We start from the raw sequence: 24641 nt of genomic DNA, 5'->3' as shown, positions 1-24641 counted from the left end.
GGCTCCGTGCCGCGCGGCGGGCGCGTTAGGGTGAAGGCAGGTGCCCGCACGAGCTGCGGTGCGGCCGCGAGGACCGGACGGCCCCACACCCTGGGAGACGTACGCGATGACCGAGCGCAAACCCCCTGGTGCCCCCTTCGAGAGCTGGGTGGACAAGCAGATCCGCGAGGCCACCGAGCGCGGCGATTTCGCGCACCTGGCCGGCGTGGGCAAGCCGCTGCCCCATCTGGACCGGCCGTATGACGAGCTGTGGTGGATCAAGGAGAAGATGCACCGCGAGAACCTCTCGTGTCTGCCGCCGTCGCTGGTGCTGCGCAAGGAGGCCGAGGACGCGCTGGAGAAGGCCTCCCACGCCCCCACCGAGGCGGCCCTGCGCCGCATTCTGACGGCCGTCAACGAGCGGATCCGCGAGGCCCTGCGGGCGCCGCTGGAAGGCCCGCCGCTCCGTCTGAAGCCCTTCGACATCGACGAGGTGGCCCGTAACTGGCGGGAGAATCGGGGGAGTTGAGCGCCCTCACCGCGTGACCGGCGCCAGTCGCACCCGCAGGAACCGCGGCCGGTAGAGCTCCACGTTCCCGTTGACGTGCGGGTCCGCCGGCCCCGGGCCGAGCCGGTTGATGTCGTAGCTGAGCAGCAGCCGTCCGGACGCGGTGAATTCGGGGTGCGCCTGGGGGTTGTACGCGGCCACGTACTGCGGCTCGGCGTCGGGTGGGCGGGGCGGGGTGATGCGGCCGGCCGGGCCGTGCCAGGGGCCGCGGGGCGAGCAGGACCAGTAGGCGGTGATCGTCCGCACCCCCGCCGTGCCGCCGCCCCCGGTGTCCATGGTGAACAGCATCCAGGCCCCGCCGTCGCGGACGACGCTGAAGGCGCTGCCGACGCCGCGCCGCCCGCCGGCCCGCAGCACCGGCGCGGCCCGCTCGGCCCGCCGCTGCCAGCGGGCGCCGTCCCAGAACCGCCAGGGGGCGCGCTCGGCGAGCCGCCCCGCCGGGACGCGGGCGAGATAGGCGCTGGAGGCCGGCGACGACGGCGGGTCGTCGCCGCCGAAGACATAGGTCCAGGCGCCGTCGGTGACCGTCGCGGTCCCGTACAGGACCCGCCGCCCCGGGTCCGTGACGGACGCCTGGCCCACCGTCTCCGTGATCCCCTCCAGGCGCAGGCCGGGCAGCGAGAGCGTGGCGACCTCGGTGGCGCGCGGGACGCCGAAGACCCATGGGCCGGTTCCGGGGGCGCGGTTCCACAGCAGGACGCGGACGACCTTCTCCCGGGCTCCCGGCGTACGGGGTTCCACGTTCGCGTGGACCGGCCAGCGCCAGCCGCCGCCCGGCGGGTCGGGGAAGAGGGGGCCGGGTGCGGCCGCGGTGCCGCCGGTCAGGGTGCGCTCCGGCCGGCCCGAACGGGACATCACGACGGCGGAGTTGTGCCGGAGGTAGGGCCCGCCGCCGCGGTCGGCGGTCCGCCAGCGGTACGGCTGCCCCTGAGGGTTGGGCGGCGGCTGCACCCGGTCCAGGAAGGTGTCGGAGAAGAGCCAGAGGGTGCGGCCGTCGGGCAGCCGCACCGAGTGGGTGCCGTCGCCGCCGGTCCAGTCGTCGACGCGGGTGTTGTCGTCGCCGTAACGGGCGAATGCGGTGGTGGGTCCGTCATCGGCGGACCAGGAGGCGATCCGGCGGCCGGTGCAGGCAGCGGTGGCGTCCGGGGCGGCGGCCCGTGGCAGGACCCACAGGAGCAGGGCGGCGGTCAGGAGCAGGGCGGCGACGGTCGTGGTGCGGGTGAGCGGCAGCCTGGACATCGCGCTCCTCTGGGGGTTCCCCCGCTCCTCAAGAGCTCGGGGAGGGTGCCGCGTCCACGGTACAGAACGGGACGATCACCGTCCGGCAGCGCCGCCCCGCCGGTCGATGCCGGAGGGAGCACGGCCGGATGCCCGTACGACGGGGTGCGAGATGTCGGCCCGAATACGGACAAACGCCAGGCCAAAGAGTGCAAGGTCACAGCGGGAGCCCCTGCTCCGGCTAACGGTCGTTCGCCTAGCCTGCTGCCATGACCGCCGAGTCCCCCGAACTCCCCCTGGCCGCCGCATTCCCGGACGTGGACCGAGAGCAGTGGCAGCGCCTCGTCGAAGGTGTACTGCGCAAATCGGGCGTCCCGAAGTTGGCGGATGCCGCCGGTGCCGCCGCCGAGGACGCGCTCGCCACCGATCTCCAGGACGGCATCCGCATCCGCCCGCTGTACACCGCCGAGGACGCGTCGGCCGCCGCCGGCCACCCCGGCTTCCCGCCCTTCGTACGGGCCGGCCGCCCCGAGGGCACGGCCGTCGCCGGGTGGGACGTACGCCAGCGCCACGTGTACACCGATCCCGGGCACGCCAATGAATCCGCCCTCGCCGACCTGGAGAACGGTGTCACCTCGCTGTGGCTGACCGTCGGGGACGGCGGGATCCCGGTAACCGGGCTGCCGCAGGCGCTCGACGGCGTCTATCTGGATCTGGCCGCCGTGGTCCTGGACCCCGGCGCCGACTTCACCGCGGCCGCCGAGGAACTGCTGCGGCTGTACGAAGCCTCCGGGGTGGCGCTGTCCGAGGCGTCCGGCAACCTGGGCGCCGACCCGCTCGGCCTGCTGGCCCGTACGGGCGACGACGGCCCGCTGCGCGTCCAGTTGGCGGCGGCCGCCCGGCTTGCCGAGCGCTGCACCGCCGAGGCGCCGAAGCTGCGGGCGCTGGCCGTGGACGCGCTGCCGTACCACGAGGCGGGTGGCTCCACCGCCGAGGAACTGGGCGCCTCGCTGGCCACCGGCGTCGCCTATCTGCGGGCGCTCACGAGCGCCGGACTGAGCGTCGACGACGCCTGCCGGCAGCTGGAGTTCCGCTATGCCGCCACCGCGGATCAGTTCCTGACGATCGCCAAGCTGCGCGCCGCCCGCCGGCTGTGGGCGCGGGTCGCCGAGGTGTGCGGGGCGTCGCCGGAGGCGGCCGCGCAGCGCCAGCACGCGGTCACCTCCACGGTGATGATGACCCGTCGCGATCCCTGGGTGAACATGCTGCGCACCACCGTCGCCGGGCTGTCCGCGGGCGTGGGCGGCGCGGACGCGGTGACGGTGCTGCCGTTCGACGCGGCGCTGGGGCTGCCCGATGCGTTCGCGCGCCGGATCGCCCGTAACACCCAGTCCGTACTGCTGGAGGAGTCGCACCTGTCCAAGGTGATCGACCCCGCGGGCGGCTCCTGGTACGTGGAGCGGCTCACCGACGAACTGGCGCAGGCGGCCTGGGCGTTCTTCCAGGAGATCGAGGCCGCGGGCGGTCAGGCCGCGGCGCTGCGCTCCGGGATGCTCGGCGAGCGGCTGGCGAAGACCTGGCAGCGGCGGTCCGAAGACCTCGCCCGCCGCCGCGAACCCATCACTGGCGTCAGCGAGTTCCCGCATCTCGCCGAGCCGCCCGTGCACCGCGATCCGGCGCCCGCGCCGGTGGGCGGCGGCCGGGGGCTGCCGCGGGTGCGCAGGGACGATGCCTACGAGCGGCTGCGGTCGCGCTCGGACGCGCACCTGGCGGCCACCGGGGAGCGCCCGAAGGTCTTCCTGGCGGCGCTCGGTCCGGTCGCGGCGCACACCGCCCGGGTGACGTTCGCCGCCAATCTCTTCCAGGCGGGCGGCATCGAGACCGTTCAGGAGGCCGTGGACGCGGAGTCGGCGGCCGAGGCGTTCGCGCGCAGCGGCGCGGGGATCGCCTGTCTGTGTGCGAGCGATGCGGTGTACGGCGAGCAGGCGGCGGCCGTGGCGGCCGCGCTGACGGCGGCGGGGGCACGGCGGGTGCACCTGGCCGGCAAGCCCGGCGAGCGCCGGGAGGAATTCACGGGGGCAGGTGTGGAGGCGTTCGTCTTCGCGGGCTGCGACGCGGTTGAGGCGCTGTCCTCGGCCCTGGACGTCATGGAGGTGGCGTGATGAGTGAGTCGACGCAACAGGCGGGCGCCATCCCGGACTTCAGCACGGTGGAGCTGGGCCGGCCGGACGGCTCGGCCGGCGCCGGCCGGTGGGCGGACGCCGTGGCGCAGACCACCGGCAAGGCGGTCGAGGACCTGACCTGGGAGACCCCGGAGGGCATCGACGTCAAGCCGCTCTACACGGACGCGGACCTGGAAGGCCTGGACTTCCTGGGCACCTACCCGGGCATCACGCCGTATCTGCGCGGCCCGTACCCGACGATGTACGTCAACCAGCCCTGGACGATCCGTCAGTACGCCGGTTTCTCCACGGCCGAGGAGTCCAACGCCTTCTACCGCCGCAATCTCGCGGCCGGCCAGAAGGGCCTGTCGGTCGCCTTCGACCTGCCGACGCACCGCGGTTACGACAGCGACCACCCGCGCGTCACCGGCGACGTCGGCATGGCGGGCGTCGCCATCGACTCGATCTACGACATGCGGCAGCTCTTCGAGGGCATCCCGCTGGACAAGATGACCGTGTCGATGACGATGAACGGCGCGGTGCTGCCCGTACTCGCCCTCTACATCGTGGCTGCCGAGGAGCAGGGCGTACCGCCCGAGAAGCTGGCCGGGACCATTCAGAACGACATCCTCAAGGAGTTCATGGTCCGCAACACCTACATCTATCCGCCGCAGCCCTCGATGCGGATCATCTCCGACATCTTCGCGTACACCTCGCAGAAGATGCCGCGCTACAACTCCATCTCGATCTCCGGCTATCACATCCAGGAGGCGGGCGCGACGGCCGACCTGGAGCTGGCGTACACCCTTGCCGACGGGGTGGAGTATCTGCGCGCGGGCATCGCGGCCGGGATGGACGTGGACTCGTTCGCCCCGCGCCTGTCCTTCTTCTGGGCGATCGGCATGAACTTCTTCATGGAGATCGCCAAGCTGCGCGCGGCCCGGCTGCTGTGGGCGCGCCTCGTCCAGCGCTTCGAACCGAAGAACCCCAAGTCCCTTTCCCTGCGCACCCATTCGCAGACGTCGGGCTGGTCGCTGACCGCGCAGGACGTGTTCAACAACGTCACCCGCACCTGTGTGGAGGCGATGGCGGCGACGCAGGGTCACACCCAGTCCCTGCACACCAACGCCCTCGACGAGGCGCTCGCGCTGCCCACCGACTTCTCCGCCCGGATCGCGCGCAACACCCAGCTCTTCCTCCAGCAGGAGTCGGGCACCTGCCGGGTCATCGACCCGTGGGGCGGCAGCGCGTACGTGGAGAAGCTCACGCACGATCTGGCGCGGCGGGCCTGGCAGCACATCGAGGAGGTCGAGGAGGCCGGCGGGATGGCCAAGGCCATCGACGCGGGCATCCCCAAGCTGCGCGTGGAAGAGGCCGCGGCCCGTACGCAGGCGCGGATCGACTCGGGGCGGCAGGCGCTGATCGGCGTCAACAAGTACCGGGTGGAGACCGACGAGGAGATCGAGGTCCTCAAGGTCGACAACTCCGCGGTGCGCGCCCAGCAGATCGACAAGCTCAAGCGGCTGCGCGCGGAGCGCGACGAGGCGGCCTGCCAGGACGCGCTGCGGGCGCTGACCCAGGCGGCGAAGTCCGGTCCCGGCGAGGGGCTTGAGGGCAATCTCCTCGCGCTGGCCGTGAACGCGGCGCGGGCGATGGCCACCGTCGGCGAGATCTCCGACGCCCTGGAGACCGTCTACGGACGCCACTCGGGCCAGATCCGTACGATCTCCGGTGTGTACCGAGACGAAGCGGGCCCGTCCTCCGGTGTCGAGCGCACCCGGGACCTGGTGGCCGAATTCGAGCGCGCCGAGGGGCGCCGGCCGCGCATCCTGGTGGCCAAGATGGGCCAGGACGGCCACGACCGCGGCCAGAAGGTGATCGCCACGGCCTTCGCCGACCTGGGCTTCGACGTCGATGTCGGCCCGCTGTTCCAGACGCCGGCGGAGGTCGCCCGCCAGGCGGTGGAGGCGGACGTCCACATCGTCGGGGTGTCGTCGCTGGCGGCCGGGCACCTCACCCTCGTGCCCGCGCTGAAGGAGGCGCTGGCCGCGGAGGACCGGGAGGACATCACGATCGTGGTGGGCGGGGTGATCCCGCCGCAGGACGTCCAGCCGCTGCGTGACATGGGCGCCGCCGCGGTCTTCCTGCCCGGCACCGTCATTCCCGATGCCGCCCACGACCTGGTGAAGGACCTGGCCCAGGTCCTCGGCCACGAGCTCTGATCGGGGGGCCATGCCTGCGACGATCGATGTCGAACGCTACGCCGAGGGGGTACGGGCGGGCTCCCGCGCCTGGATCGCCCGCGCCGTCACCCTGGTCGAATCCACCCGCGCCGACCACCGCGCGGCGGCCCAGCAGCTGCTCGTCCGGCTGCTGCCGTACGCGGGTCAGGCCCGGCGGGTGGGCATCAGCGGGGTGCCGGGCGTCGGCAAGTCGACCTTCATCGACGCGCTCGGCACGCTGCTGACCGGCCTGGGCCACCGGGTCGCGGTGCTTGCCGTCGACCCGTCCTCCAGCCGTACCGGCGGCTCCATCCTGGGTGACAAGACCCGGATGGAGCGGCTGGCGACGGACCCCGCGGCGTTCGTCCGCCCCTCCCCCACGTCCGGCACGCTGGGCGGGGTGGCGCGGGCGACCCGCGAGTCCATCGTCGTCATGGAGGCGGCGGGCTATGACGTCGTCCTGGTGGAGACGGTCGGCGTCGGCCAGTCGGAGACGACCGTGGCCAATATGGTCGACACCTTCCTGCTGCTGACCCTGGCCCGCACCGGCGACCAGCTCCAGGGCATCAAGAAGGGCGTCCTGGAGCTGGCGGACCTGGTCTCGGTCAACAAGGCGGACGGTCCGCACGAGCGGGACGCCCGCTCCGCGGCCCGCGAACTCGCTGGCGCGCTGAGGCTGTTGCAGCCCCCGGACGCGGTCTGGACGCCGCCCGTCCTCACCTGCAGCGCCCGCGAGGGCACCGGCCTGAAGGCGCTGTGGGAGCGGATCGAGCAGCACCGCGCCCTGCTGGACTCCACCGGCGCCCTGGCCGAGCGCCGCCGCGCCCAGCAGGTCGACTGGACCTGGTCGATGGTGCGCGAACGGCTCATCGACCGCCTCCAGGAACACCCTGAGGTGCGCCGCCTCGGGCCCGGCATCGAGCACGAGGTACGCGAGGGCAAGATCACCGCGACCCTGGCCGCCGAGCGACTGCTGGACGCGTTCGGCCTCCCGGACCACCCGTAACACCGGGCACACCGCGCGCGGACCTTGGACACGTGCGGGTGGTCGCCGGCCGCCAGAAACGTTTCAGCAAGCCGCCTCCCCTTACTGTGACCTGCGTCGACACACACGGCTCTCGCCAACGACCCGTGTGCGAAGCCGGGTTGGCGAACGAGCCTTCACAGGAGGAGCTGCCCATGCGTGCCCGCCGTCTCATCCCGACCGTCCTGGCCACCATCTTGATGAGCGCCACCGCCGGAGTCATCACCGCCACACCGGCGGTCGCCAACCCCTGCGGCTTCTACGAGACCGGCTCCGACGCCTTCTACAACCACTGCACCGGCGACGGCTCGAACGTTGTTATCGAGGTGGAGGTGTTCGGCCCGAATTACGAAAGGTGTGTCGGTCCCGGCCGGACGTGGCTCGGCTCGGCGGGCAGGATTCAGGGCGCGCACTACACGGGCCGCACCTGCTGATCGCCGTCCGGCTGGTTCTCGCGCTCCTCCAGGTTCGCCATGAGCCAGGCCTCGGCCTGGAGGAGCCGGTCCTCCACCTCCGCGGTGTCGGCACCGCGCACGATGACGAAGCACAGATGCGAGGCGCTGTACAGCGTCACCGCGCCGGGTGCGAGCCGCTCGTTCACCTCGTAGTGGCACACCCAGGGGAACGGCGGCCGGCCGGGGGCCCGCACCGGGCGGCCCTGCGGCAGGATCGAGACCGACCCGTGCACCTCGGCCGGCGGCGCGGTCGGCGGCGGGGCGGCGGGCAGACCGCATGACTGGCGCAGTACGGCGGTGTGCAGGTCCACGCCGTAGGTGGCACGGGTGAGCGCCGGGATACGGTCCCCGCCGACGCGCGACGCTATTTCGCACAGCACCAGCTCGTCGTCGGGGGTGTGGAAGACCTCCAGGTGGTAGGCGCTGACGTCCGGGGTGTCGAAGGCGCCGAGGACGCGGTCGAGGAATTCCTCCAGCCGACGGGCGAACGGATCGTCCGGGCGCAGTTGCAGCGAGCCGTTGTTCTGTCCGGAGAACACGCCCAGACAGCTGCGCAGATAGCGCGAGGAAGCGACGAACCGGTATCCGTCGGCGAGCACCGCATCGACGTGATACATCCGGCCCTCGATGAATTCCTCGGCCATGAGGTCCTCGCGCCAGTGCCGGCGGCTGAAGGCGAGGAGATCGTCCTCGCTCCGCAGGACGACGATGTCGCGGGAGCCGCCCTGTTTCACCGGTTTGACGACGACCGGGTACCCGCATTTCTCGATGAAGCCGGTCAGGTCGACGATCGATTCCAGGCGGGCGAAGCGGGCAGTGGCGACGGCCTGGCCTGCGACTTCCTTCATCACGACCTTGTCGCGGAACGACAGTGCACTGGCCGGGGACTGGCCCCCGGGAATGCCGAGGTCCTCGCGTATACGGGCGGCCCGTTCGAGGTCGTATTCGTTGTCCGTGACGAGATGGGTGAAGGGCCTTTGGCGAGCCAGCCGACGGATCATCAATTCCGCGTACGGGACGGACTCGCAGTCCGCGACGTATTCGTAACGGGCCAGCCCTTCGGTGTTCTTCAGTTCATGGTGGCTGAACACATGTAATACGCCGGCGAGTTCGGGGAGAATCGCGGCATAGTCGAGCTGAGGACCGTAGTTGATCACTGCGATGTTGGTCATGGGGTGTCGGCCTCTCATGCCGGTGAGGGGATGCGGGAGGTGGGGCCAGGAGCGCCGTGCGTGCGGGCGGCCCGACGAGGTGTTCATTAAAAAGTACGTTAGAGCAAAATATCGCTCAGGGCGAGGGGGGTGGAGGCATCCCCGTACCGAACAGCGGAAAGCCCTACGGACGTGCTTCCGTAGGGCAGTTGGGAGGGGAGCGGAGAGGCATGGGGTCCGGGAGGGCCGCGAAGGGGAAGCCCCCGGGCGGCCTCGGCCCAGCCTCAGGAACGCCTCAGTAGAGGCTCGAGAAGAGCACCACGACCATCTGGGCCGGTGCATCGGTCTCATTGCGGAAGCCGTGCGGATGACCCGCCGACCACTGGATGCAGTCGCCGGCGTGCAGCTCGTGGTCCACGCCGTTGTACCGGGCCACCAGGGTGCCCCGGGTGACCGTGATGAAGTCGGAGCCCTCGTGCTGGAGGTCCTCGGTGAGACCGCTGTGGGGTGCGAAGTCCCCGGTGACCACCTGATAGCCGAGTTCCGGGGCGCGCAGCACCCGGTAGACGACACCGGGGGCGCGGTTCAGGATCTCCTGTTTCGCCCTCGGGAAGAGGGACGGGGTGGCGGGGCCCCGGGAGAAGCCCAGGAACGAGCCGACGTCGTGGTCGAAGACCTTGGCGATGCGGCCGAGCCGCTCCAGGGCGATATCGGTCTCACCGCGCTCCAGAGCGGCCAGGAAGGAGACGGACAGCCCGCACTCCGCGGCCACTTGGCGCAGCGACATGCCCTTGTGGGTGCGGAGCCGGTGCAGCACTTCGCCGGGTGGCGGGAAACCGAGCGCCGGATCCCGTGGGGTGCGAGGGGAGGGGTCCGGGGCAGCCATGCCCGCATCCTAAAGGAGCCCCGGAACCGGCCGTACTCACCCGGGCACCTGAGTAGCCGCACTCATGACGCCCCCGGGCCCGGGCCCGAGTATGTCGGTGACACACCCGCCGATCGGGTCTGGGGGCCACCATCCATCCACAGGACGTCGCATACGGACTTTACGCAGGAAATCCGCTGGCCGGATGGATCGAGGGATTCTGTCTGGCGCTGGACGCGGACGGCGATCTGGAGGCGCGGCCGGTCGTCCATGTCCAGCTGCGGCGCGGGGCGGCGCTGTCTGCCGTGGAGGCGGACCGGCTGGCCAAGGCCTGTCAGTACGGGGTGCTGCGCCATCTCGCGGCAGCCGGACGGGACTTCGCCGAGGAGGTCGGGGAGGATCCCGCCACCGGCGAGATCGCGATCGCGCTGCACGCTTACGGCACCGGCCCGTTCGCCGGCACCGCGACCATAAGGAACCACTATCTTCTCCGCGGCGGGTCCTGATGCGCGCGGTGCGGACTTCTTCGTAGCGCGGGGGACGGCGGGCCGGCGGGTCGTCAGGCGCGCCTGGGCACCGTCGCCCAGACCGTTTTGCCGAGCCGGTCGGGCGGTGTCCAGCCCCAGGAGTCGCTGAGCAGGTCGACGATGCGCAGTCCGCGCCCGGACTCGGCGAGCTCGTCGTGGGGGCGCACGACCGGGGCGCTGTTGGCGGCGTCCGAGACCGCGCACAGCACGGTGGCCTCCTGCCGGGTCAGCGCGAGCCAGGCGGCGCAGATGTCGTCGGGATCGCCGTCCGGGCTGCCGTACCGCAGGGCGTTGGTGACGAGTTCGGAGACGACCGTCGCGGCGTCGTCGGCGACGCCGGCGCAGAACTCCCAGCCCTGGAGGGTCATCCGGGTGAAGCGGCGGGCCTGGGCCACGGTGCCCGCGGAGGGGCTGAGGGCGCATGCGGCGAAGCCGTTGGGGCCAGGCATCCACCAGGCGTCGTCACATGGCTCCTCCCGAAGGGCGTGGTGCACGGTCTCGGCCGGATGTGTGGTCATCACCATCTCCGCGGAGGGCATTTCGGGTCTGGGCGGGGAGTCCTCTCGACGGCTAATATCCTCGTCGTCCGGCCCCCGCTGCAAGTGCATCTGCAATTACATCGGTAAGGACGGTCGCTCAGGAGCTCGTTCTCGCCAACTTGATCGCGAGCTCGGAACGGTAGGAGGCGCGGCCTCCAGCAAGGGAGCAGCTGTTATGGAGTCAGTGACCAATGGCATGCCGGCGACCAGCATCGAAGGCGCCCAGTGGCGCAAGAGCCGCCGCAGCAACCCCAGCGGCAACTGCGTTGAGCTGGCAGTTCTTTCCGATGGCGGGGTCGCGGTGCGCAACTCCCGGTTCGCGTCGGGCCCGGCGCTGATCTACACCCACGACGAGATGGCAGCCTTCGTCCAGGGCGCCAAGGACGGCGACTTCGACGATCTGGTCGGCCGCGACTGACGTAACTGGCGCATATGTCGGCCGGATAGTCGCCATGACTGTACGTCCCCTCCGGCCGATGGGACACTGGGCACTCGCCCGACCACTCAGGGGAGTCGACATGACCGCCGCGCAGCCGAGCAGCCAACCGTCTCTGCGCCGGTATCTGGAGCACCCGCGGGGCGGCCCGACCGTCCTGCGGATCGTGCTGGGCACGCAGCTGCGGCGGCTGCGTGAGGCGGCGGGCATCACCCGGGAGGCCGCCGGGGACGCCATCCGCGGCTCCCACGCGAAGATCAGCCGCCTGGAGCTCGGCCGGGTGAGCTGCAAGGAGCGGGACGTCGCGGATCTGCTGACGCTCTATGGCGTCACGGACGAGGCGGACCGCTCCGACTTCCTCAAGCTGGCCCGCCGGACGAGCTCCCCGGGCTGGTGGCATCAGTACGGCGATGTGCTGCCCAACTGGTTCGAGACGCACATCGGGCTGGAGGAGGCCGCGTCCGTCATCCGTATGTACGAGGTCCAGTTCGTGCCGGGCCTGCTGCAGACGGAGGACTACGCGCGTGCGGTGACCAGGCTCGGGCACCCGCGGGCCTCGGCGGAGGAGATCGAGCGGCGGGTGGCGCTGCGCGTGCAGCGTCAGAAGCTGCTGACCGTGCCGGACGCGCCGCGGCTGTGGGCGGTGATCGACGAGGCCTCGCTGCGCCGTCCGCTCGGCGGACCGGGTGTGATGGAGGCTCAGCTGCGGCATCTGCGGGCGATGACGGAGCTGCCGAATGTGACGCTACAGGTCGCGCCGTTCAGCCTGGGCGGTCTCGCGGCGGCCGGTGGCCCGATCACGATCCTGCGGTTCCTGGAGCCGGATCTGCCGGACATCGTCTATCTGGAGCAGCTGACCAGCGCGCTCTATCTGGACAAGCGCGACGACGTCGATCACTACCTTGCCGTGATGGACCGGCTCAGCGCACAGTCCGAATCGCCGCGGGAGTCGCTGGCGATCCTGGACCGGCTGATGAAGCAGGGGAGCTGACCGCGCCCCCTCGGTGATACGTGGAGAGGCGGGACCGAACGGGGGGTCCCGCCTCTTCGCATGCCGGGTGCGGCGCCCGCTACACCTTGCGGGCCACTCCCCCGAACTCGATCCACTCCTTGGTGAGTTGCTTGGGCCCGAGGTCCGCGTCCGGATTCCAGGTGGAGACCTCCACCAGCCCCGGCTCCTGGACCTCCAGCCCGTCCAGGAACCCCGCCAGCTCATGCGCCTGCCGTACCCGGCCCCAGTGGCCCTGGGTGCTCTCGGCCATGAAGTTCGTGACGAAATCGCGGGTCGCGGCGTCCTCGCTGACCAGCTGGCACACGACCAGGAAGCTGCCGGGCACCAGCCGGTCGGCGACCCGCTTGATCAGGCCGGCCGGGTCGTCGGAGTCCGGGATGCAGTGGAGTACGGAGACGAACAGGGCGGCGACCGGCCGGTCGAAGTCGATCAGCCGCTCGACCTCGGGGCTCGTGAAGATGCCTTCGGTGTCGCGCATGTCCGCCTGGATGACGGCGGTGTTGGCGTTCTCCTCGAGCAGGGCGCGGCCGTGGGCCAGCACGATGGGGTCGTTGTCGACGTAGACCACCCGGGACTCCGGGTCGACCTGCTGCGCGACCTGGTGGACGTTGTCCTGGGTCGGCAGGCCTGAGCCGTGGTCGACGAACTGCCGGATGCCGTGCTCACGGGCGAGCCAGCGGACCACCCGCTGCAGAAAGCGCCGGTTGTTGATCGCCAGCACCTGGGTGCTCGGCACGACCTTGCTCAGTTCGTCGCACGCCTCGCGGTCGACGGCGTAGTTGTCCTTGCCGCCGAGGTAGTAGTCGTACATGCGCGCCACGCTCGGGATGCTGACGTCGACGGCGCTGGACTGCGGTTGCGCTTCTTGGCTCATTACATACTTTCCCGTCGCTTCGACAGTCACCGGCCATACCGCACCGACGTGCCGGTCCCGGTCCGTATCGGAACGACTACGCCGTGCGGCGTCCAACATACCCACGGGACGGCAGTTGTTGCAGGCAACAGGTGTGCGAATAAAGGACGTTCAGCGGCCGGTCCCCGCCGTCGCTTTCGGGCCGGTTTCTCATGGCGCTCTCATCGCGCGCTTATCGCCCGGTCACGCCGCCTCCCTATCGTCGCCGCAGGCCCGTCGCCCCGCCGCGCACCCCGGCCGGCGGACCGGAGGAGAGTGCAGCGTGTACCACCTGACCGGCGTGACCAAGTGCTATCGAAGCGGTGGGGACGCGGTGCAAGCGCTGGACGGCGTCGCGCTCTATGTCGAGGACGGTGGCGCGCTGGTCGTCCAGGGGGCGGCGGGCGCGGGCAAGTCGACGCTGCTGCGGATCCTGGGCGGGCTGGAGCGGCCCACCCGGGGCAGCGTCGAGCTCGACGGCACGGACCTGGCGACCCTGACGGAGTGCCGGCTCGCGCGCCTTCGGACGGAGTCGATCGGCATGGTCCCCAGCGGCGGCGGCCTCGCGCCCGGATTCACCGCGCGGCAGAACGTCGCGGGCGCCCTGCTCCCCCTGCGGCTGCGGCCCGCCGACCGCTGGGAGCTGGCGGGCGAGGCCCTGCGGGAGGTCGGCATGGCGGAGCAACAGGACGCGCTGGCGGGTGAGTTGGCGGCCGGGGGGCGGCAGCGAGTGGCGCTGGCCCGGGCGCTGGTGAAGCGGCCCACCGTACTGCTCGCGGATCAGCCCACGGCCGGGCTGGATGCGGCGGCGCGGGCGGAGGTCGCGGAGCTGTTCGTACGGGTGTGGGGTGAGCGGCGGCTGACCTGTGTGGTGGTCACCGAGGACGCGGCGCTCGCTGGGCGGGCGCCGCGGCTGGCGACCCTGGCCGGCGGGAGGGTGGCGGCGATGGTCCGCTATCCGTTCGCCGCCACGGGCGGGTAGGCGGTGACCCAGCGGCGGCTCACCTCCCAGGTGCCGCCGCGGGCGGTCGCGCCGCGCAGGCCGTGGAGCGTGTCCGGGCCGGTCAGGGCGGGCAGCCGGGAGTCCTGGAGGGCGGCGAAGGCCACGGTGCGGGCCGGGTCCCAGTCGGTGCTGTGCCGCAGGCGGCGGGCGAGCTGGGCGAAGCCGACCGGGGCGGCGGCGATGACCCAGGCGTCGGGCTGTTCGGCGGTCAGCCGCTTGGCCGGGCGCAGCCAGGAGGCGCCCGACTCGGGCCAGTCGACGACGGCGAGGACCGTGCCGCCGCGGGCCTGCCAGGCGGCGGCGAAGGCGTCGGCGGCGGCGCGGGAGGCGGCGTCGCGGCTGTGGCCGATCGCGACGGTCTCGATCCTGGCCTTGGGGCGGGTCAACAGGCCGATGAGGGCGGCGAGTTCAGCGGCCGTGTGCGGGGCGGGCCGGGGCAGTTCACCGTACTCGGCGAGGGACTCGGCCAGGTCGGCGACGCCGATGAGCGGCGAGGCGGGCGGGTGGATCAGGCCGTCGCCGGCCGGCCCGTCGTGCGGTGCGTGGATGCTCATCAGGCGGCGTCGTGGAAGACCAGCCCGAGGGCGTGCCGGCGGCCGGAGCGGACGGTGCTCACGCCGTGCCGCATGCCCCCGGCGGACCAGCCGCGTTTGGTGGCCACCGGGCGGTCGCGGGTGGTGAAGATCAGGCCGTGGCCCTGCTGGAGTACCTGGGTGGTGCCGCGCGACTGTGCCCGCGGGCGCTGCTCGACGAGCAGGAACTCGCCGCCGGTGTAGTCGGTGCCGTGCTCGTCCAGGCCGATGACGACCTGGAGCGGGAAGAGCATGTCGCCGAAGACGTCGCGGTGCAGGGCGTTCCAGTCGCCCGCCTCGTAGCGCAGCAGGATCTGCGCGGAGCGGTCCTGGCCCGCTTCATGGCACCTGGCCAGCCATTCCTCCAGGGTGTCCGGCCAGGGCGCGGGGCGGCCGAGCCGGGCGGCCCAGTCGCGGGCGATGGTGAGCAGATGCGGGTAGAACGCGGCCCGCAGGGCGGCGATCTGCTCCGGAAGCTCATGGTGGAAGTAGCGGTACTGGCCGGAGCCGAAGCGGTAGCGGGCCATGTCGATGGTGGTGCGGAACAGCTCCTCCTTCTCGTACAGCGCGGCGATGTCGGCGCACTGCGCGGGGGTCAGGAGCTGGGGGGTGAGGGCGCCGCCGTAGGTGTCCAGCTCGCCGGCCAGGGCATCCCAGTCGGCGGCGGCGAGCTGACGCTCGGCCCGAGCGGTGGCGTTCTTGGTGGTCATAAGGGGTCTCCGGGAGGGGTGCGGTCAGGCCGCCGGGGTGATGCCTTCGAGTTCGAGGAGCTGCTGCTTGCGCTCGAGTCCGCCGGCGTAGCCGGTGAGCGAGCCATTGGCGCCGATCACGCGGTGGCAGGGGCGTACGACCAGCAGCGGGTTGCGCCCGATGGCCGTGCCGACCGCGCGGACCGCGGCCCGCGAGGCGCCGATCTGCGCGGCGATCTCGCCGTAGCTGAACGTCTTGCCGTAGGGGATGTCGTCCAGGGCGGTCCACACCCGCCGCTGGAAGTCGGAGCCGCCGGTGACGTACTCGATGTCGAAGCGGGTGCGCTTGCCGGCGAAGTACGCGGTGAGCTGGGCGGTGACCTCCGCGAAGGCCGTCGCGTCCTCGGTCCAGCCGTCCTGGACGGTGGCGCCGCCCTTCTGGCCGGGGAGGGAGAGCGAGGCGAGCGCGGTGCCGCCGGTGGCGGTGTCGGACTTCTCGCCGACCAGCAGCAGTTCGCCCAGCGGGCTGTCGATGGTGGTGTAGACCGTCATCGGTCCGTTCCTTCCTCTTGTCCGTGTGCCCGAGTCGGTGCACTCGGGCCGGGCGGTCGCGGGTCTTGGGTCGCGACTCGGTGTTCTCGACGCATTTCCCTGTCGATACGTCCCATCCTGGTGGCTCGCGCGGCGCATTGCTGGCGGATTTCGGACGTCGCATTTCCGCTTCATGCGGTGCGTGCCGAGGGCTTGCCCGTCGAGGCCGCGGCGTTCCAGAAGTGGTGCATGGCGTACGAGCGCCAGGGGCGCCAGGCATCCGAATCGGCCATCCGCGCGCCGGAGTTACGCATCCCGGCGAGCACCGCGACATCGCCCTCCAACAGCACGTCCGGATCGCCGAGGGCGCGCATCCGGATGTAGCCGGCCGTCCAGGGTCCGATGCCGCGGAGGTTCAGCAGCTCCTTCTCGGCCTGGTCGCGGTCGGCTCCGGCGTCCAGCGGCACGGTGCCGTCGGCGAGCGCCGCGGCGAGGGTCCGCAGGGTGGCGCGGCGGGAGTCGGGCATGCCGAGCTCCGTCAGGGAGGCCTCGGCGAGGTCCGCGGTGGCGGGGAAGAGATGCGTGAGGCCGCCGCTGGGCTCGGCGAGGGGCTCGCCGTAGGCGGCGACGGCGGCGTTGCCGAGCTTGCGGCCCGCGGCGACCGAGACCTGCTGGCCGAGCACGGCGCGGACGGCGAGTTCATGGCCGTCGCAGGTGCCCGGCGAGCGAAGCCCGCGGCGCCGCGCCACGAGCGTGGCGAGCAGCGGGTCCTGGCTGAGGTGGTCGGCGACCGCGTACGGGTCGGCGTCGAGGTCCAGGAGGCGGCGCATCCGCTGGGTGGCGGTGGTCAGATCGCGCAGCTCACTCAGGTGCAGCCGGCATTCCAGCCAGCCGCCGCCGGTCTCGGGGAGCGGCGCTCCCCCGCCGGGCCGCTCGTCGACCTCGGCGATGCCGGTGCCGTTGGGCAGCCGGAGGGTGCGGCGGTAGGTGCGGGTGCCGCGCTCACCGAGGACCTCCTCGATGCCGGTCAGCGCGCGGCGTTCGAGGTAGTCGAAGACCTCGGCGGCGGCGTACGGCCCGCGGAAGGCGAGGCGCAGCGGTATGCCGCCGGCGCCGGCCTGCTGGGCGACGGGCCCGAAGCGCGCGGCCTTGCCGGGACGGGCGGCGCGCAGCGCGGTGGGCGTGAGCGCGTAGATCTCCCGGATGGTGTCGTTGAACTGCCGCACGCTGGCGAATCCGGCGGCGAAGGCGATCTCGGAGATCGGCAGGGGGGTGGTCTGGAGCAGTATCCGCGCGGTGTGGGAGCGCTGGGCGCGGGCCAGGGCCACCGGGCCGGCGCCGAGCTCGGCGTTCAGCTGGCGCTGGACCTGGCGGGCGCTGTAGCCGAGCCGCTGGGCGAGCCCGGCCACTCCCTCACGGTCGACGACGCCGTCGCCGATCAGTCGCATGGCGCGGCCGACCATATCGGCCCGTACGTTCCACTCGGCGGAGCCGGGCACCGCGTCCGGACGGCAGCGGCGGCAGGCCCGGAAGCCGGAGCCCTGGGCCGCGGCCGCGGTCGGGTAGAAGCGGACGTTCTTCTGTTTGGGGGTGGTGGCCGGGCAGCTCGGCCGGCAGTAGATGCCGGTCGTGGAGACGGCGAAGAAGAAGTCGCCGTCGAACCGCGCGTCGCGGCTGCACACCGCCTCGTATTTGCTGCCATCGCTCATCACCCTTCCACTGTGCGGCAGGCGGCGTAGTGGCGCTGGCGGAAATCGGACGCGGCGTTCGGGTGGTGTTCGGACGTGGGTAGGAGAGGTGGATGACCACAGAGCAGAGCGGGCCGACGCAGGGGACGCCGTCGACGGCGGGCGGTGCGCCGCCAACGTTGACGGAGATGGTGCTGGCCAACCGGGCGAACTGGGACGCCCGCACCCCCGTCCATGTGGCCAGCGAGTTCTACGGCCTGGACGGTTCGCGGACCGCGGAGGACTGGTTCGCGCCGTTCGAGTGGGCGGATCTCGGCGATCTGGCGGGGCGGGACGTACTGCATCTGCAGTGTCACCTGGGCACCGAGACGGCCGCCTTTGCGGCGCGGGGCGCCGCGCACACCGTGGGGCTGGACTTCTCCGCCGCGTCCGTCGCGGAGGCGCGCCGCCTCGCTCAGCGGGCGGGCCGGGACGTCGAGTTCATCGAGGCGGATGTCCACGACGCCTTACGGGCGCTCGGCGGCCGCCGCTTCGACGTGGTCTACACCGGCAAGGGGGCGCTGTGTTACCTGCCGGACCTGACCGCCTGGGCGGAAACCGTCGGCTCGCTGCTGCGGCCGGGCGGCACGTTCTACCTCGTGGAGTTCCACCCGCTGCTCAACGCCCTGGGCCCGACGCCCGGCCCCGACGGGCAGCAGCTGCTGCTCCGTCACGACTACTTGGCGGGCCGCGGTCCGCTGCGCAGCGATACGCCGCACACCTACACCGACGGCCCGCCCCTGGAGGCCGCGACGACGAGCTATGAGTGGCGGCACGGCCTCGGCGAGGTCGTCTCCGCGGTCGTCGCGGCCGGCCTGAGGGTCGAGCTGGTGCGGGAGACGGAGCTGCTGCCCTGGAAACGGTTCGAGGCGATGGTGCCGGCGGAGAACGGCTGGTGGCGGCTGCCCGATTCGGAGCCGATCGTGCCGTTGCTGTTCGCGGTACGGGCGGTGAAGCCGTAGGGGTGTAGGGGCGGCGAAGCCGTAAGGGCGGCCAAGCCGTAGCGGTGTAGGGGCGGCGAAGCCGGACGGGCCTAGGCCGCCCGGCGCCGGTACACCGACCGCAGCAGCTGGGTCTTCGCCGGGCCGCCGACGCGCCACTCCACATGCCATTCGTCGGCCGCGACGACGGTGAAGATCCCCTCGTAGCGGTCCTGTGCGCAGGGGTGTACGGCGGTCCAGCGGCCGGTCCGTAGATCCAGGTCGTGGAAGGGGCGGCCGTCGGCGAAGGAGATCTCGGCGGTGCCGTCCGGCAGCGGGGTCAGGCGCAGCGTCCGGCCGGCCGGGTGCACGGCCCCGCCCCAGGTCAGCTCGCCCTCCTCGACGTGCAGGATGCCGGCGCCGGCCGCGTCGGGCCGGAAGTGGGCGGTGCCGCGGAAGCTGCCCTCGGCACCGGACTCCAGGTCGTAGACGGAGCGGTCGATGCGCCAGCCGCCCGCCAGATAGGCCGCGGTATCGGGGACGGGGTACCGGGCGGGGCCCATGCGGCGGCGCTGAGGTTCGGGGGCAGGCATACCCCGATTGTCCCGCCTTTGCCGCCGGTCACACGCCCCCGGCCCCGCGTACCGTGCGGACCCGGCCCGCCCGTCTTACTCTCGGTGCAGAGATCGTCACGCGGGGATACGTCGGAAAGGGATCCGCCGCGCCGGGATCCGCCGCGTGGGGATCCACCCGTAGAGATACGCAACAGAGAGAACCACCACGCACAGATCCGCCACGCAGGGATCGTCACCGACCGGAGGCACGACCATGCCGGAGCTGTTCATCGGCGGTCAGTGGACCGCAGCGGCCGACGGGCAGGTGCGGGAGATCCGCTGCCCGGCGGACGGCAAGCTGGTCGCGACCGTCGACGAGGGCGGGCCGAAGGACGCGGCCGCGGCGGTCGGCGCCGCCCGGCTGGCCTTCGACGACGGGCCCTGGCCACGGACGCCGGCGGCCGAGCGGGGCCGGCTGGTGCTGCGCGTCGCCGACCTGCTGGAGCGCGACAAGGACGCGCTGGCCAGGGCCGAGTCCCTGGACACCGGCAAGCGGCTGGTGGAGAGCGTCTACGACATGGACGACATCGCCAACTGCTTCCGCTACTTCGGCAACCTGGGAGCGGCGGGCGGTTCGGACCGGGTCGTCGACACTGGCGTGGCGGAGACGGACAGCACGGTGCGGCATGAGCCGGTCGGTGTCTGCGCGCTGATCACCCCGTGGAACTATCCCCTCCTCCAGACGGCCTGGAAGGTGGCTCCGGCGCTGGTCACCGGCAATACGTTCGTCCTGAAGCCGAGTGAGCTGACCCCGCACACCGCCATTCATCTGATGCGGTTGCTGGCCGAGGCGGGGCTGCCGCCCGGCGCGGCCAATCTGGTTCTGGGCACCGGTCCGCTGGTCGGCGCGCCGCTGACCGAGGACGCGCGGGTGGACATGGTGTCGTTCACCGGGGGGCTGGTCACCGGCCGCCGCATCATGGCCGCGGCCGCGCCCACCGTGAAGAAGATCGCCCTGGAGCTGGGCGGCAAGAACCCGAACATCGTCTTCGCCGACGCCGATTTCGACACGGCCGTCGACTACGCGCTGATGGCCATCTTCCTGCACTCCGGGCAGGTGTGTTCGGCGGGCGCCCGGCTGCTGGTCCAGGACGATCTGCACGATGCGTTCGTCGATGAGCTGGTCTCCCGGGCGCAGCGGATCCGGCTCGGCGGACCGTTCGACGAGGCCGCCCGCACCGGCCCGCTGATCTCCGCCGCGCACCGGGCGAAGGTGGAGGCGTATGTGGCGGCGGGGCTCGAGGAGGGTGCCGTACTGCTCTGCGGCGGGTCCGCACCGGACGACCCGGCGCTGGCGGACGGCTTCTACTACCTGCCTACGGTGCTGGACGAATGCACCCCGGACATGTCCGTCGTCCGCGAGGAATCGTTCGGGCCGGTGCTGACCGTGGAACGGTTCCGGGACGAGGACGAGGCGGTCTCGCTCGCCAATGACACGGTGTACGGCCTGGCCGGTGCGGTGTGGACGCAGAACAGCGAGCGCGCCCACCGGGTGGCGGCCCGGATGCGCGCCGGAACGGTGTGGATCAATGACTTCCATCCGTATGTGCCGCAGGCGGAGTGGGGCGGGATGAAGCAGTCCGGTGTCGGGCGGGAGCTGGGGCCGGCGGGGCTGTCCGAGTATCAGGAGGCCAAGCACGTCTGGCGTAATACGGCGCCGCGTCCGCAGAGGTGGTTCGAGTGACCCGACCCGGCGCAGAGTCCGGTTCCGGCGGCGAGCCGGTGCGGCCCGGCACCGGGGCCGACGGTCCGCACGACGACGAATCGCTCGCCGAACTCGGCTACAAGCCCGAACTGAAGCGCACCCTGGGCAACTTCCATACCTTCGCCGCCGGTATCAGCTATATCTCCATCCTCACCGGCACCTTCCAGCTCTTCTACTTCGGCATCAGCCACGGCGGTCCCGCGTACTGGTGGTCGTGGCCGATGGTCTTCATCGGGCAGCTGATGGTGGCGCTGTGCTTCTGTGAGCTCGCCGCCCGCTACCCGGTGGCGGGCTCGATCTACAACTGGGCGAAGCAGCTGGGCGGTCCCCATGTCGGCTGGCTGGGCGGCTGGATGATGCTGACGGCCAGCATGGTCTCGCTGTCCGCCGTGGCGCTGGCCTATCAGGTGACGCTGCCGCAGATCTCGTCGTGGTTCCAGTTCATCGGCGACGGCACCGGCAAGACCGATGCGGCGGCCAATGCCGTACTGCTCGGCACCGTTCTGGTCGCCTTCACCACCATCGTCAACGCCTTCGGTGTGAAGCTGATGGCGCGGATCAACTCCGCCGGTGTGGCGATCGAGCTGATCGCCGCCATCGTGCTGATCATCCTGCTCGCCGCCCATGTCACCCGTGGCCCCGCCGATGCGCTGACCGAGACCTTCGGCCTGGGCGGCGACCAGGAATGGGGCTACTTCGGCGCGTTCCTGACCGCGTCGCTGGCCTCCGCGTACGTCATGTACGGCTTCGATACGGCCTCGTCGCTCGGCGAGGAGTCCAAGGACCCCGGCCGCAACGCCCCCCGCGCGATTCTGCGCGCCCTGGTGGCGTCGTTCCTCATCGGCGGGCTGATCCTGCTCTTCGCGCTGCTGGCCGTGCCCGATCTGCACTCCAAGGAACTGGCGGTGGACGGGCTGCAGTACGTGGTGCTGTCCACGCTGGGCTCGACCATCGGGCAGATCGTGCTGTGGTGTGTGGTCATCGCCATCACGGTCTGCGAGCTGGCGGTGCACACGGCCAGCATCCGGCTGGCGTATGCGATGGCCCGGGACAACAACCTGCCCGCCGCCGCTCGGCTCGCCAAGGTCAGTCCGCGCTTCCAGACGCCGGTGCTGCCGGCCGTCATCATCGGCCTGGTGGCGGTCGGCATCCTCCTGATCAACGTCAACCAGCCGCAGATCTTCTCGGTGATCACCAGCATCGCGATCATCATGATCTACCTGGCGTATCTGCTGGTCACCCTGCCGATGCTGATCCAGCGGCTGCGCGGCAGATGGAAGCCGGCCGCGGGGAAGTTCTCGCTGGGGAAGTTCGGCCTGCCGGTGAACGTCCTCGCCGTGCTGTGGGGCGCCGCCATGTCCCTCAACCTCGCCTGGCCGCGCGCCGCGGTCTACAACGCGACCGGCCCGCAGCACTGGTATCTGCGCTGGGGCGCCTTCTTGTTCATCGGCGTCGTCGCGCTCGGCGGCTTCGCCTACTACTGGTTCGTCCAGCGCAAGCGCACCGGTGTCCTGGCCACGCACGCCGCCGAAGCGCCCGGTCCCCCCACCCCCTGATTCCTCGATCCCGGTCTGGAGACGCCGTCATGCCCCATGAGGCCCAGGTGGACGAATTCGACTACGTCGTGGTCGGCGGCGGCACGGCCGGCGCGGTCGTGGCGGCCCGGCTCAGCGAGGACCCGGACGTCAGCGTCTGCGTGCTGGAGGCCGGGCCGTCCGACGTCGACGACCCCAACATCCTCCGGCTCGAGCAGTGGATGGCGCTGCTCGAATCGGGCTACGACTGGGACTATCCCGTCGAGCCGCAGGAGAACGGCAACAGCTTCATGCGGCACGCCCGCGCCAAGGTGCTGGGCGGCTGCTCGTCCCACAACTCCTGCATCGCCTTCTGGGCGCCGGCCGAGGACCTCGACGGATGGGCCGCGCTGGGCTGTACGGGCTGGAGCGCGGCCGACTGCTTCCCGCTCTACCGGCGCCTGGAGGACAACGACGCGCCCGGCGATCACCACGGCCGCAACGGCCCCGTGACGCTGCGGACCATCCCGCCGAACGACCCGTGCGGCGTCGCCCTCCTGGAGGCCTGTGCGGCGGCCGGTATCCCCACGACCCCGTTCAACACCGGCGAAACCGTCGTCCACGGCGCGCACTGGTTCCAGATCAACCGCCGCCCCGACGGCACCCGCGCCTCCGCCTCGGTGTCCTACCTCCACCCGGTCATGGGCCGACGCCGCAATCTCGATGTCCGCACCGGCATCCAGGCCAAGCGCCTCCTCTTCGACTCCACCCTGCGCTGCACCGGCGTCGACTACCTCTCCCCCGACCTGATCCATACCCGCACCGTCGCCGCGCGCCGCGAGGTCATCGTCTCCTGCGGCGCCATCGACGGCCCGAAGCTGCTGATGCTCTCGGGCATCGGGCCCGCCGCGCACCTCCGCGCCACCGGGATCGATCCGCTGGTGGATTCGCCCGGCGTCGGCGCCGGCCTCCAGGACCATCCCGAGGGCGTGATCATGTGGGAGGCCAAGCAGCCCATGGTCACCACCTCGACCCAGTGGTGGGAAATCGGCATCTTCACCGCCACCGAGCCCGGCCTCGACCGCCCCGACCTGATGTTCCACTACGGTTCGGTGCCCTTCGACATGAACACCTACCGCCGTGGCTATCCCACCTCCGAGAACGCCTTCTGCCTCACCCCGAACGTCACCCAGGCCCGCTCCCGCGGCACCGTACGGCTGCGCACCCGCGACTTCCGCGACAAGCCCAAGGTCGACCCGCGCTATTTCACCGATGAGCACGACGTACGCGTGATGACCTACGGCCTGCGCCTCGCCCGCGAGATCATCTCCCAGTCCCCCATGGCGGGTTGGGCGGGCACCGAACTCGCCCCCGGCGCCGCGGCCCGCTCCGACGCCGACCTCCTCGACTACATCCGCACCACCCACAACACCGTCTACCACCCCGCCTGTACGGTCCGGATGGGCGCCGCCGACGATCCGGACGCCCCGCTCGACCCGCAACTGCGCGTCAAGGGCGTCACCGGGCTGCGGGTGGCCGACGGCTCGGCGATGCCGCTCCTGACGACGGTGAATCCCTGCATCACGACGATGATGATCGGGGAGAAGTGCGCGGATCTGATCCGCGGGGGTTGAGCATCGACCGCCCCGCGGCGGCGAATATCGCCTCCAGCGCCGCCTCCCAGGCATGCGGATACCCCTCCACGTACATCTCCTGGGAGAGCCCCGGGCCCACCGTCGTGCCGGGCACCGAAACCGGGATCTCGTGCCCGTCCACGGCGATGATGTGCGTCACCCAGGAGTCGCCGCTCGCGTCCGCGTCGGCGGTGACGTCATCGGGCCGGATCGGGAGCCCCCGCGCGATGAGCTCGTCGACCAGCAGATCCCGGTTCGACCAGATGGTGCGCCGGGCCGCGTCGAACGAGGCGAGCTCCGCCACGAGGTCGGCCCAGGCGTAGGGAACGCCGTTGTGCAGCAGTGCCCATCGTCCGTCCGCGTCCGCCTCCTTCACCAGCGCGAGGGGGACGCCCGGCATGACGAGGTCCCCCTCGTACCCCTGCGGGCACTCGAAGGGGAAACACATGCATCCGGGCCGTTCGTCATCCGCGTCTCCGTGGTCCAGATAGGCGAAGGGCTCCTCACATCCGCGCTCGGTGAGCTCGGCCAGCAGGGCCGCCACATTCGCCCGCGCGTGCTCCTCGACCTTGACGTCGTCGGCGAGGAATTCCTCAATGCTGTCAGTCATGCCGCAATTCTCGCCCGGACCACTGACATCGGGCTCGGACCGCGGACCACGGCTGCCGCCACGCGAAGAGCG

Annotated in this window: 24 protein-coding genes; 13 read left to right on the top strand and 11 right to left on the bottom strand. The window is 71.6% G+C overall.

The features are described 5' to 3' along the window. The first annotated feature begins 106 nt into the window (after window positions 1-106). On the top strand, window positions 107-508 hold the full coding sequence (locus tag ACIRPT_RS00650; RefSeq protein ID WP_403821719.1) for a DUF1992 domain-containing protein: 402 nt from the start codon (window positions 107-109) through the stop codon (window positions 506-508). Between the two features lie 6 nt (window positions 509-514). On the opposite strand, the gene ACIRPT_RS00645 is transcribed toward ACIRPT_RS00650, so the two are convergent. After that, window positions 515-1786, bottom strand: coding sequence for a DUF4185 domain-containing protein (locus ACIRPT_RS00645; RefSeq protein ID WP_403820128.1), 1272 nt, complete (start codon window positions 1784-1786; stop codon window positions 515-517). A 248-nt stretch (window positions 1787-2034) separates the two neighbouring features. Here ACIRPT_RS00645 and ACIRPT_RS00640 point away from each other — a divergent pair, with 248 nt between their 5' ends. From ACIRPT_RS00640 to ACIRPT_RS00625, 4 genes are all read left to right on the top strand, one after another. Beyond that, entirely contained in the window at window positions 2035-3927 is a 1893-nt protein-coding gene (locus ACIRPT_RS00640) for a methylmalonyl-CoA mutase family protein (protein WP_403820125.1), read from the top strand. Further along, window positions 3927-6149 (top strand): methylmalonyl-CoA mutase, encoded by a 2223-nt coding sequence (scpA, locus tag ACIRPT_RS00635; RefSeq protein ID WP_403820122.1) that lies wholly within the window; start codon window positions 3927-3929, stop codon window positions 6147-6149. The genes ACIRPT_RS00640 and scpA overlap by 1 nt, the downstream gene beginning before the upstream one ends. A 10-nt stretch (window positions 6150-6159) precedes the next feature. Continuing rightward, window positions 6160-7155: a methylmalonyl Co-A mutase-associated GTPase MeaB gene (meaB, locus tag ACIRPT_RS00630; protein WP_403820119.1), complete on the top strand. Its 996-nt coding sequence runs from the start codon at window positions 6160-6162 to the stop codon at window positions 7153-7155. Window positions 7156-7328: 173 nt separating this feature from the next. Beyond that, the gene (locus ACIRPT_RS00625) at window positions 7329-7607 is read left to right on the top strand and encodes a DUF6355 family natural product biosynthesis protein (RefSeq protein WP_403820116.1); all 279 of its coding nucleotides are present in this window, start codon (window positions 7329-7331) and stop codon (window positions 7605-7607) included. On the opposite strand, the gene ACIRPT_RS00620 is transcribed toward ACIRPT_RS00625, so the two are convergent. After that, on the bottom strand, window positions 7586-8800 hold the full coding sequence (locus ACIRPT_RS00620) for an acetyl-CoA carboxylase biotin carboxylase subunit family protein (protein ID WP_403820114.1): 1215 nt from the start codon (window positions 8798-8800) through the stop codon (window positions 7586-7588). The genes ACIRPT_RS00625 and ACIRPT_RS00620 overlap by 22 nt on opposite strands. Window positions 8801-9074: 274 nt before the next feature. Continuing rightward, window positions 9075-9665, bottom strand: a complete 591-nt coding sequence (locus ACIRPT_RS00615; RefSeq protein ID WP_403820111.1) for a helix-turn-helix domain-containing protein — start codon at window positions 9663-9665, stop codon at window positions 9075-9077. Between the two features lie 284 nt (window positions 9666-9949). On the opposite strand from ACIRPT_RS00615, the gene ACIRPT_RS00610 reads away from it, so the two are divergent. Further along, the gene (locus tag ACIRPT_RS00610; protein WP_403820108.1) at window positions 9950-10150 is read left to right on the top strand and encodes a hypothetical protein; all 201 of its coding nucleotides are present in this window, start codon (window positions 9950-9952) and stop codon (window positions 10148-10150) included. A 53-nt stretch (window positions 10151-10203) separates the two neighbouring features. Here ACIRPT_RS00610 and ACIRPT_RS00605 read toward each other — a convergent pair whose 3' ends face one another. Continuing rightward, window positions 10204-10689: an ATP-binding protein gene (locus ACIRPT_RS00605; protein WP_403820105.1), complete on the bottom strand. Its 486-nt coding sequence runs from the start codon at window positions 10687-10689 to the stop codon at window positions 10204-10206. 196 nt (window positions 10690-10885) lie between these two features. On the opposite strand from ACIRPT_RS00605, the gene ACIRPT_RS00600 reads away from it, so the two are divergent. Then, entirely contained in the window at window positions 10886-11128 is a 243-nt protein-coding gene (locus ACIRPT_RS00600) for a DUF397 domain-containing protein (protein ID WP_403820102.1), read from the top strand. A gap of 100 nt (window positions 11129-11228) precedes the next feature. Continuing rightward, entirely contained in the window at window positions 11229-12137 is a 909-nt protein-coding gene (locus ACIRPT_RS00595; RefSeq protein WP_403497772.1) for a helix-turn-helix domain-containing protein, read from the top strand. Window positions 12138-12216: 79 nt separating this feature from the next. Here ACIRPT_RS00595 and ACIRPT_RS00590 read toward each other — a convergent pair whose 3' ends face one another. Next, window positions 12217-13032 (bottom strand): SAM-dependent methyltransferase, encoded by an 816-nt coding sequence (locus ACIRPT_RS00590; RefSeq protein WP_403820099.1) that lies wholly within the window; start codon window positions 13030-13032, stop codon window positions 12217-12219. A 301-nt stretch (window positions 13033-13333) separates the two neighbouring features. Between ACIRPT_RS00590 and ACIRPT_RS00585 the strand changes: the two genes are divergently transcribed. Continuing rightward, window positions 13334-14032 carry an ABC transporter ATP-binding protein gene (locus tag ACIRPT_RS00585; protein ID WP_403820096.1) on the top strand — a complete coding sequence of 233 codons (699 nt, stop codon included), beginning with the start codon at window positions 13334-13336 and terminating at the stop codon, window positions 14030-14032. Here ACIRPT_RS00585 and ACIRPT_RS00580 read toward each other — a convergent pair. The 4 genes from ACIRPT_RS00580 to ACIRPT_RS00565 form a co-directional block, all read right to left on the bottom strand. Then, complete coding sequence (locus ACIRPT_RS00580; RefSeq protein WP_403820093.1) at window positions 14005-14607, bottom strand: ABC transporter substrate-binding protein; 603 nt, start codon at window positions 14605-14607, stop codon at window positions 14005-14007. The two genes, ACIRPT_RS00585 and ACIRPT_RS00580, sit on opposite strands and share 28 nt — an antisense overlap. Beyond that, the gene (locus tag ACIRPT_RS00575) at window positions 14607-15335 is read right to left on the bottom strand and encodes a 2OG-Fe(II) oxygenase (protein WP_403820090.1); all 729 of its coding nucleotides are present in this window, start codon (window positions 15333-15335) and stop codon (window positions 14607-14609) included. Before ACIRPT_RS00575 ends, ACIRPT_RS00580 begins: the two co-directional genes overlap by 1 nt. A 24-nt stretch (window positions 15336-15359) precedes the next feature. After that, window positions 15360-15866 (bottom strand): methylated-DNA--[protein]-cysteine S-methyltransferase, encoded by a 507-nt coding sequence (locus tag ACIRPT_RS00570; RefSeq protein WP_403820088.1) that lies wholly within the window; start codon window positions 15864-15866, stop codon window positions 15360-15362. 170 nt (window positions 15867-16036) lie between these two features. Beyond that, entirely contained in the window at window positions 16037-17554 is a 1518-nt protein-coding gene (locus ACIRPT_RS00565; RefSeq protein ID WP_403820086.1) for an AlkA N-terminal domain-containing protein, read from the bottom strand. Window positions 17555-17646: 92 nt separating this feature from the next. Here ACIRPT_RS00565 and ACIRPT_RS00560 point away from each other — a divergent pair, with 92 nt between their 5' ends. After that, complete coding sequence (locus ACIRPT_RS00560) at window positions 17647-18534, top strand: class I SAM-dependent methyltransferase (protein ID WP_403820083.1); 888 nt, start codon at window positions 17647-17649, stop codon at window positions 18532-18534. A gap of 71 nt (window positions 18535-18605) precedes the next feature. Here ACIRPT_RS00560 and ACIRPT_RS00555 read toward each other — a convergent pair whose 3' ends face one another. Next, window positions 18606-19085, bottom strand: a complete 480-nt coding sequence (locus ACIRPT_RS00555) for a DUF6314 family protein (RefSeq protein WP_403497758.1) — start codon at window positions 19083-19085, stop codon at window positions 18606-18608. A gap of 235 nt (window positions 19086-19320) precedes the next feature. On the opposite strand from ACIRPT_RS00555, the gene ACIRPT_RS00550 reads away from it, so the two are divergent. The 3 genes from ACIRPT_RS00550 to ACIRPT_RS00540 are packed head-to-tail and all read left to right on the top strand — an operon-like array spanning window position 19321 to window position 23959. Further along, window positions 19321-20790 (top strand): aldehyde dehydrogenase family protein, encoded by a 1470-nt coding sequence (locus tag ACIRPT_RS00550; protein ID WP_403820079.1) that lies wholly within the window; start codon window positions 19321-19323, stop codon window positions 20788-20790. Further along, window positions 20787-22367 carry an APC family permease gene (locus ACIRPT_RS00545; protein WP_403820075.1) on the top strand — a complete coding sequence of 527 codons (1581 nt, stop codon included), beginning with the start codon at window positions 20787-20789 and terminating at the stop codon, window positions 22365-22367. The genes ACIRPT_RS00550 and ACIRPT_RS00545 overlap by 4 nt, the downstream gene beginning before the upstream one ends. 29 nt (window positions 22368-22396) lie before the next feature. Continuing rightward, window positions 22397-23959, top strand: a complete 1563-nt coding sequence (locus tag ACIRPT_RS00540; protein ID WP_403497752.1) for a GMC family oxidoreductase — start codon at window positions 22397-22399, stop codon at window positions 23957-23959. On the opposite strand, the gene ACIRPT_RS00535 is transcribed toward ACIRPT_RS00540, so the two are convergent. Continuing rightward, complete coding sequence (locus ACIRPT_RS00535; protein WP_403820072.1) at window positions 23907-24569, bottom strand: hypothetical protein; 663 nt, start codon at window positions 24567-24569, stop codon at window positions 23907-23909. The genes ACIRPT_RS00540 and ACIRPT_RS00535 overlap by 53 nt on opposite strands. Window positions 24570-24641: the final 72 nt, after the last annotated feature.

It is taken from the genome of Streptomyces sp. NPDC101227 (assembly GCF_044767545.1).
Classification (GTDB): domain Bacteria; phylum Actinomycetota; class Actinomycetes; order Streptomycetales; family Streptomycetaceae; genus Streptomyces.
This window is presented reverse-complemented; position numbering and strand designations above follow the sequence as displayed.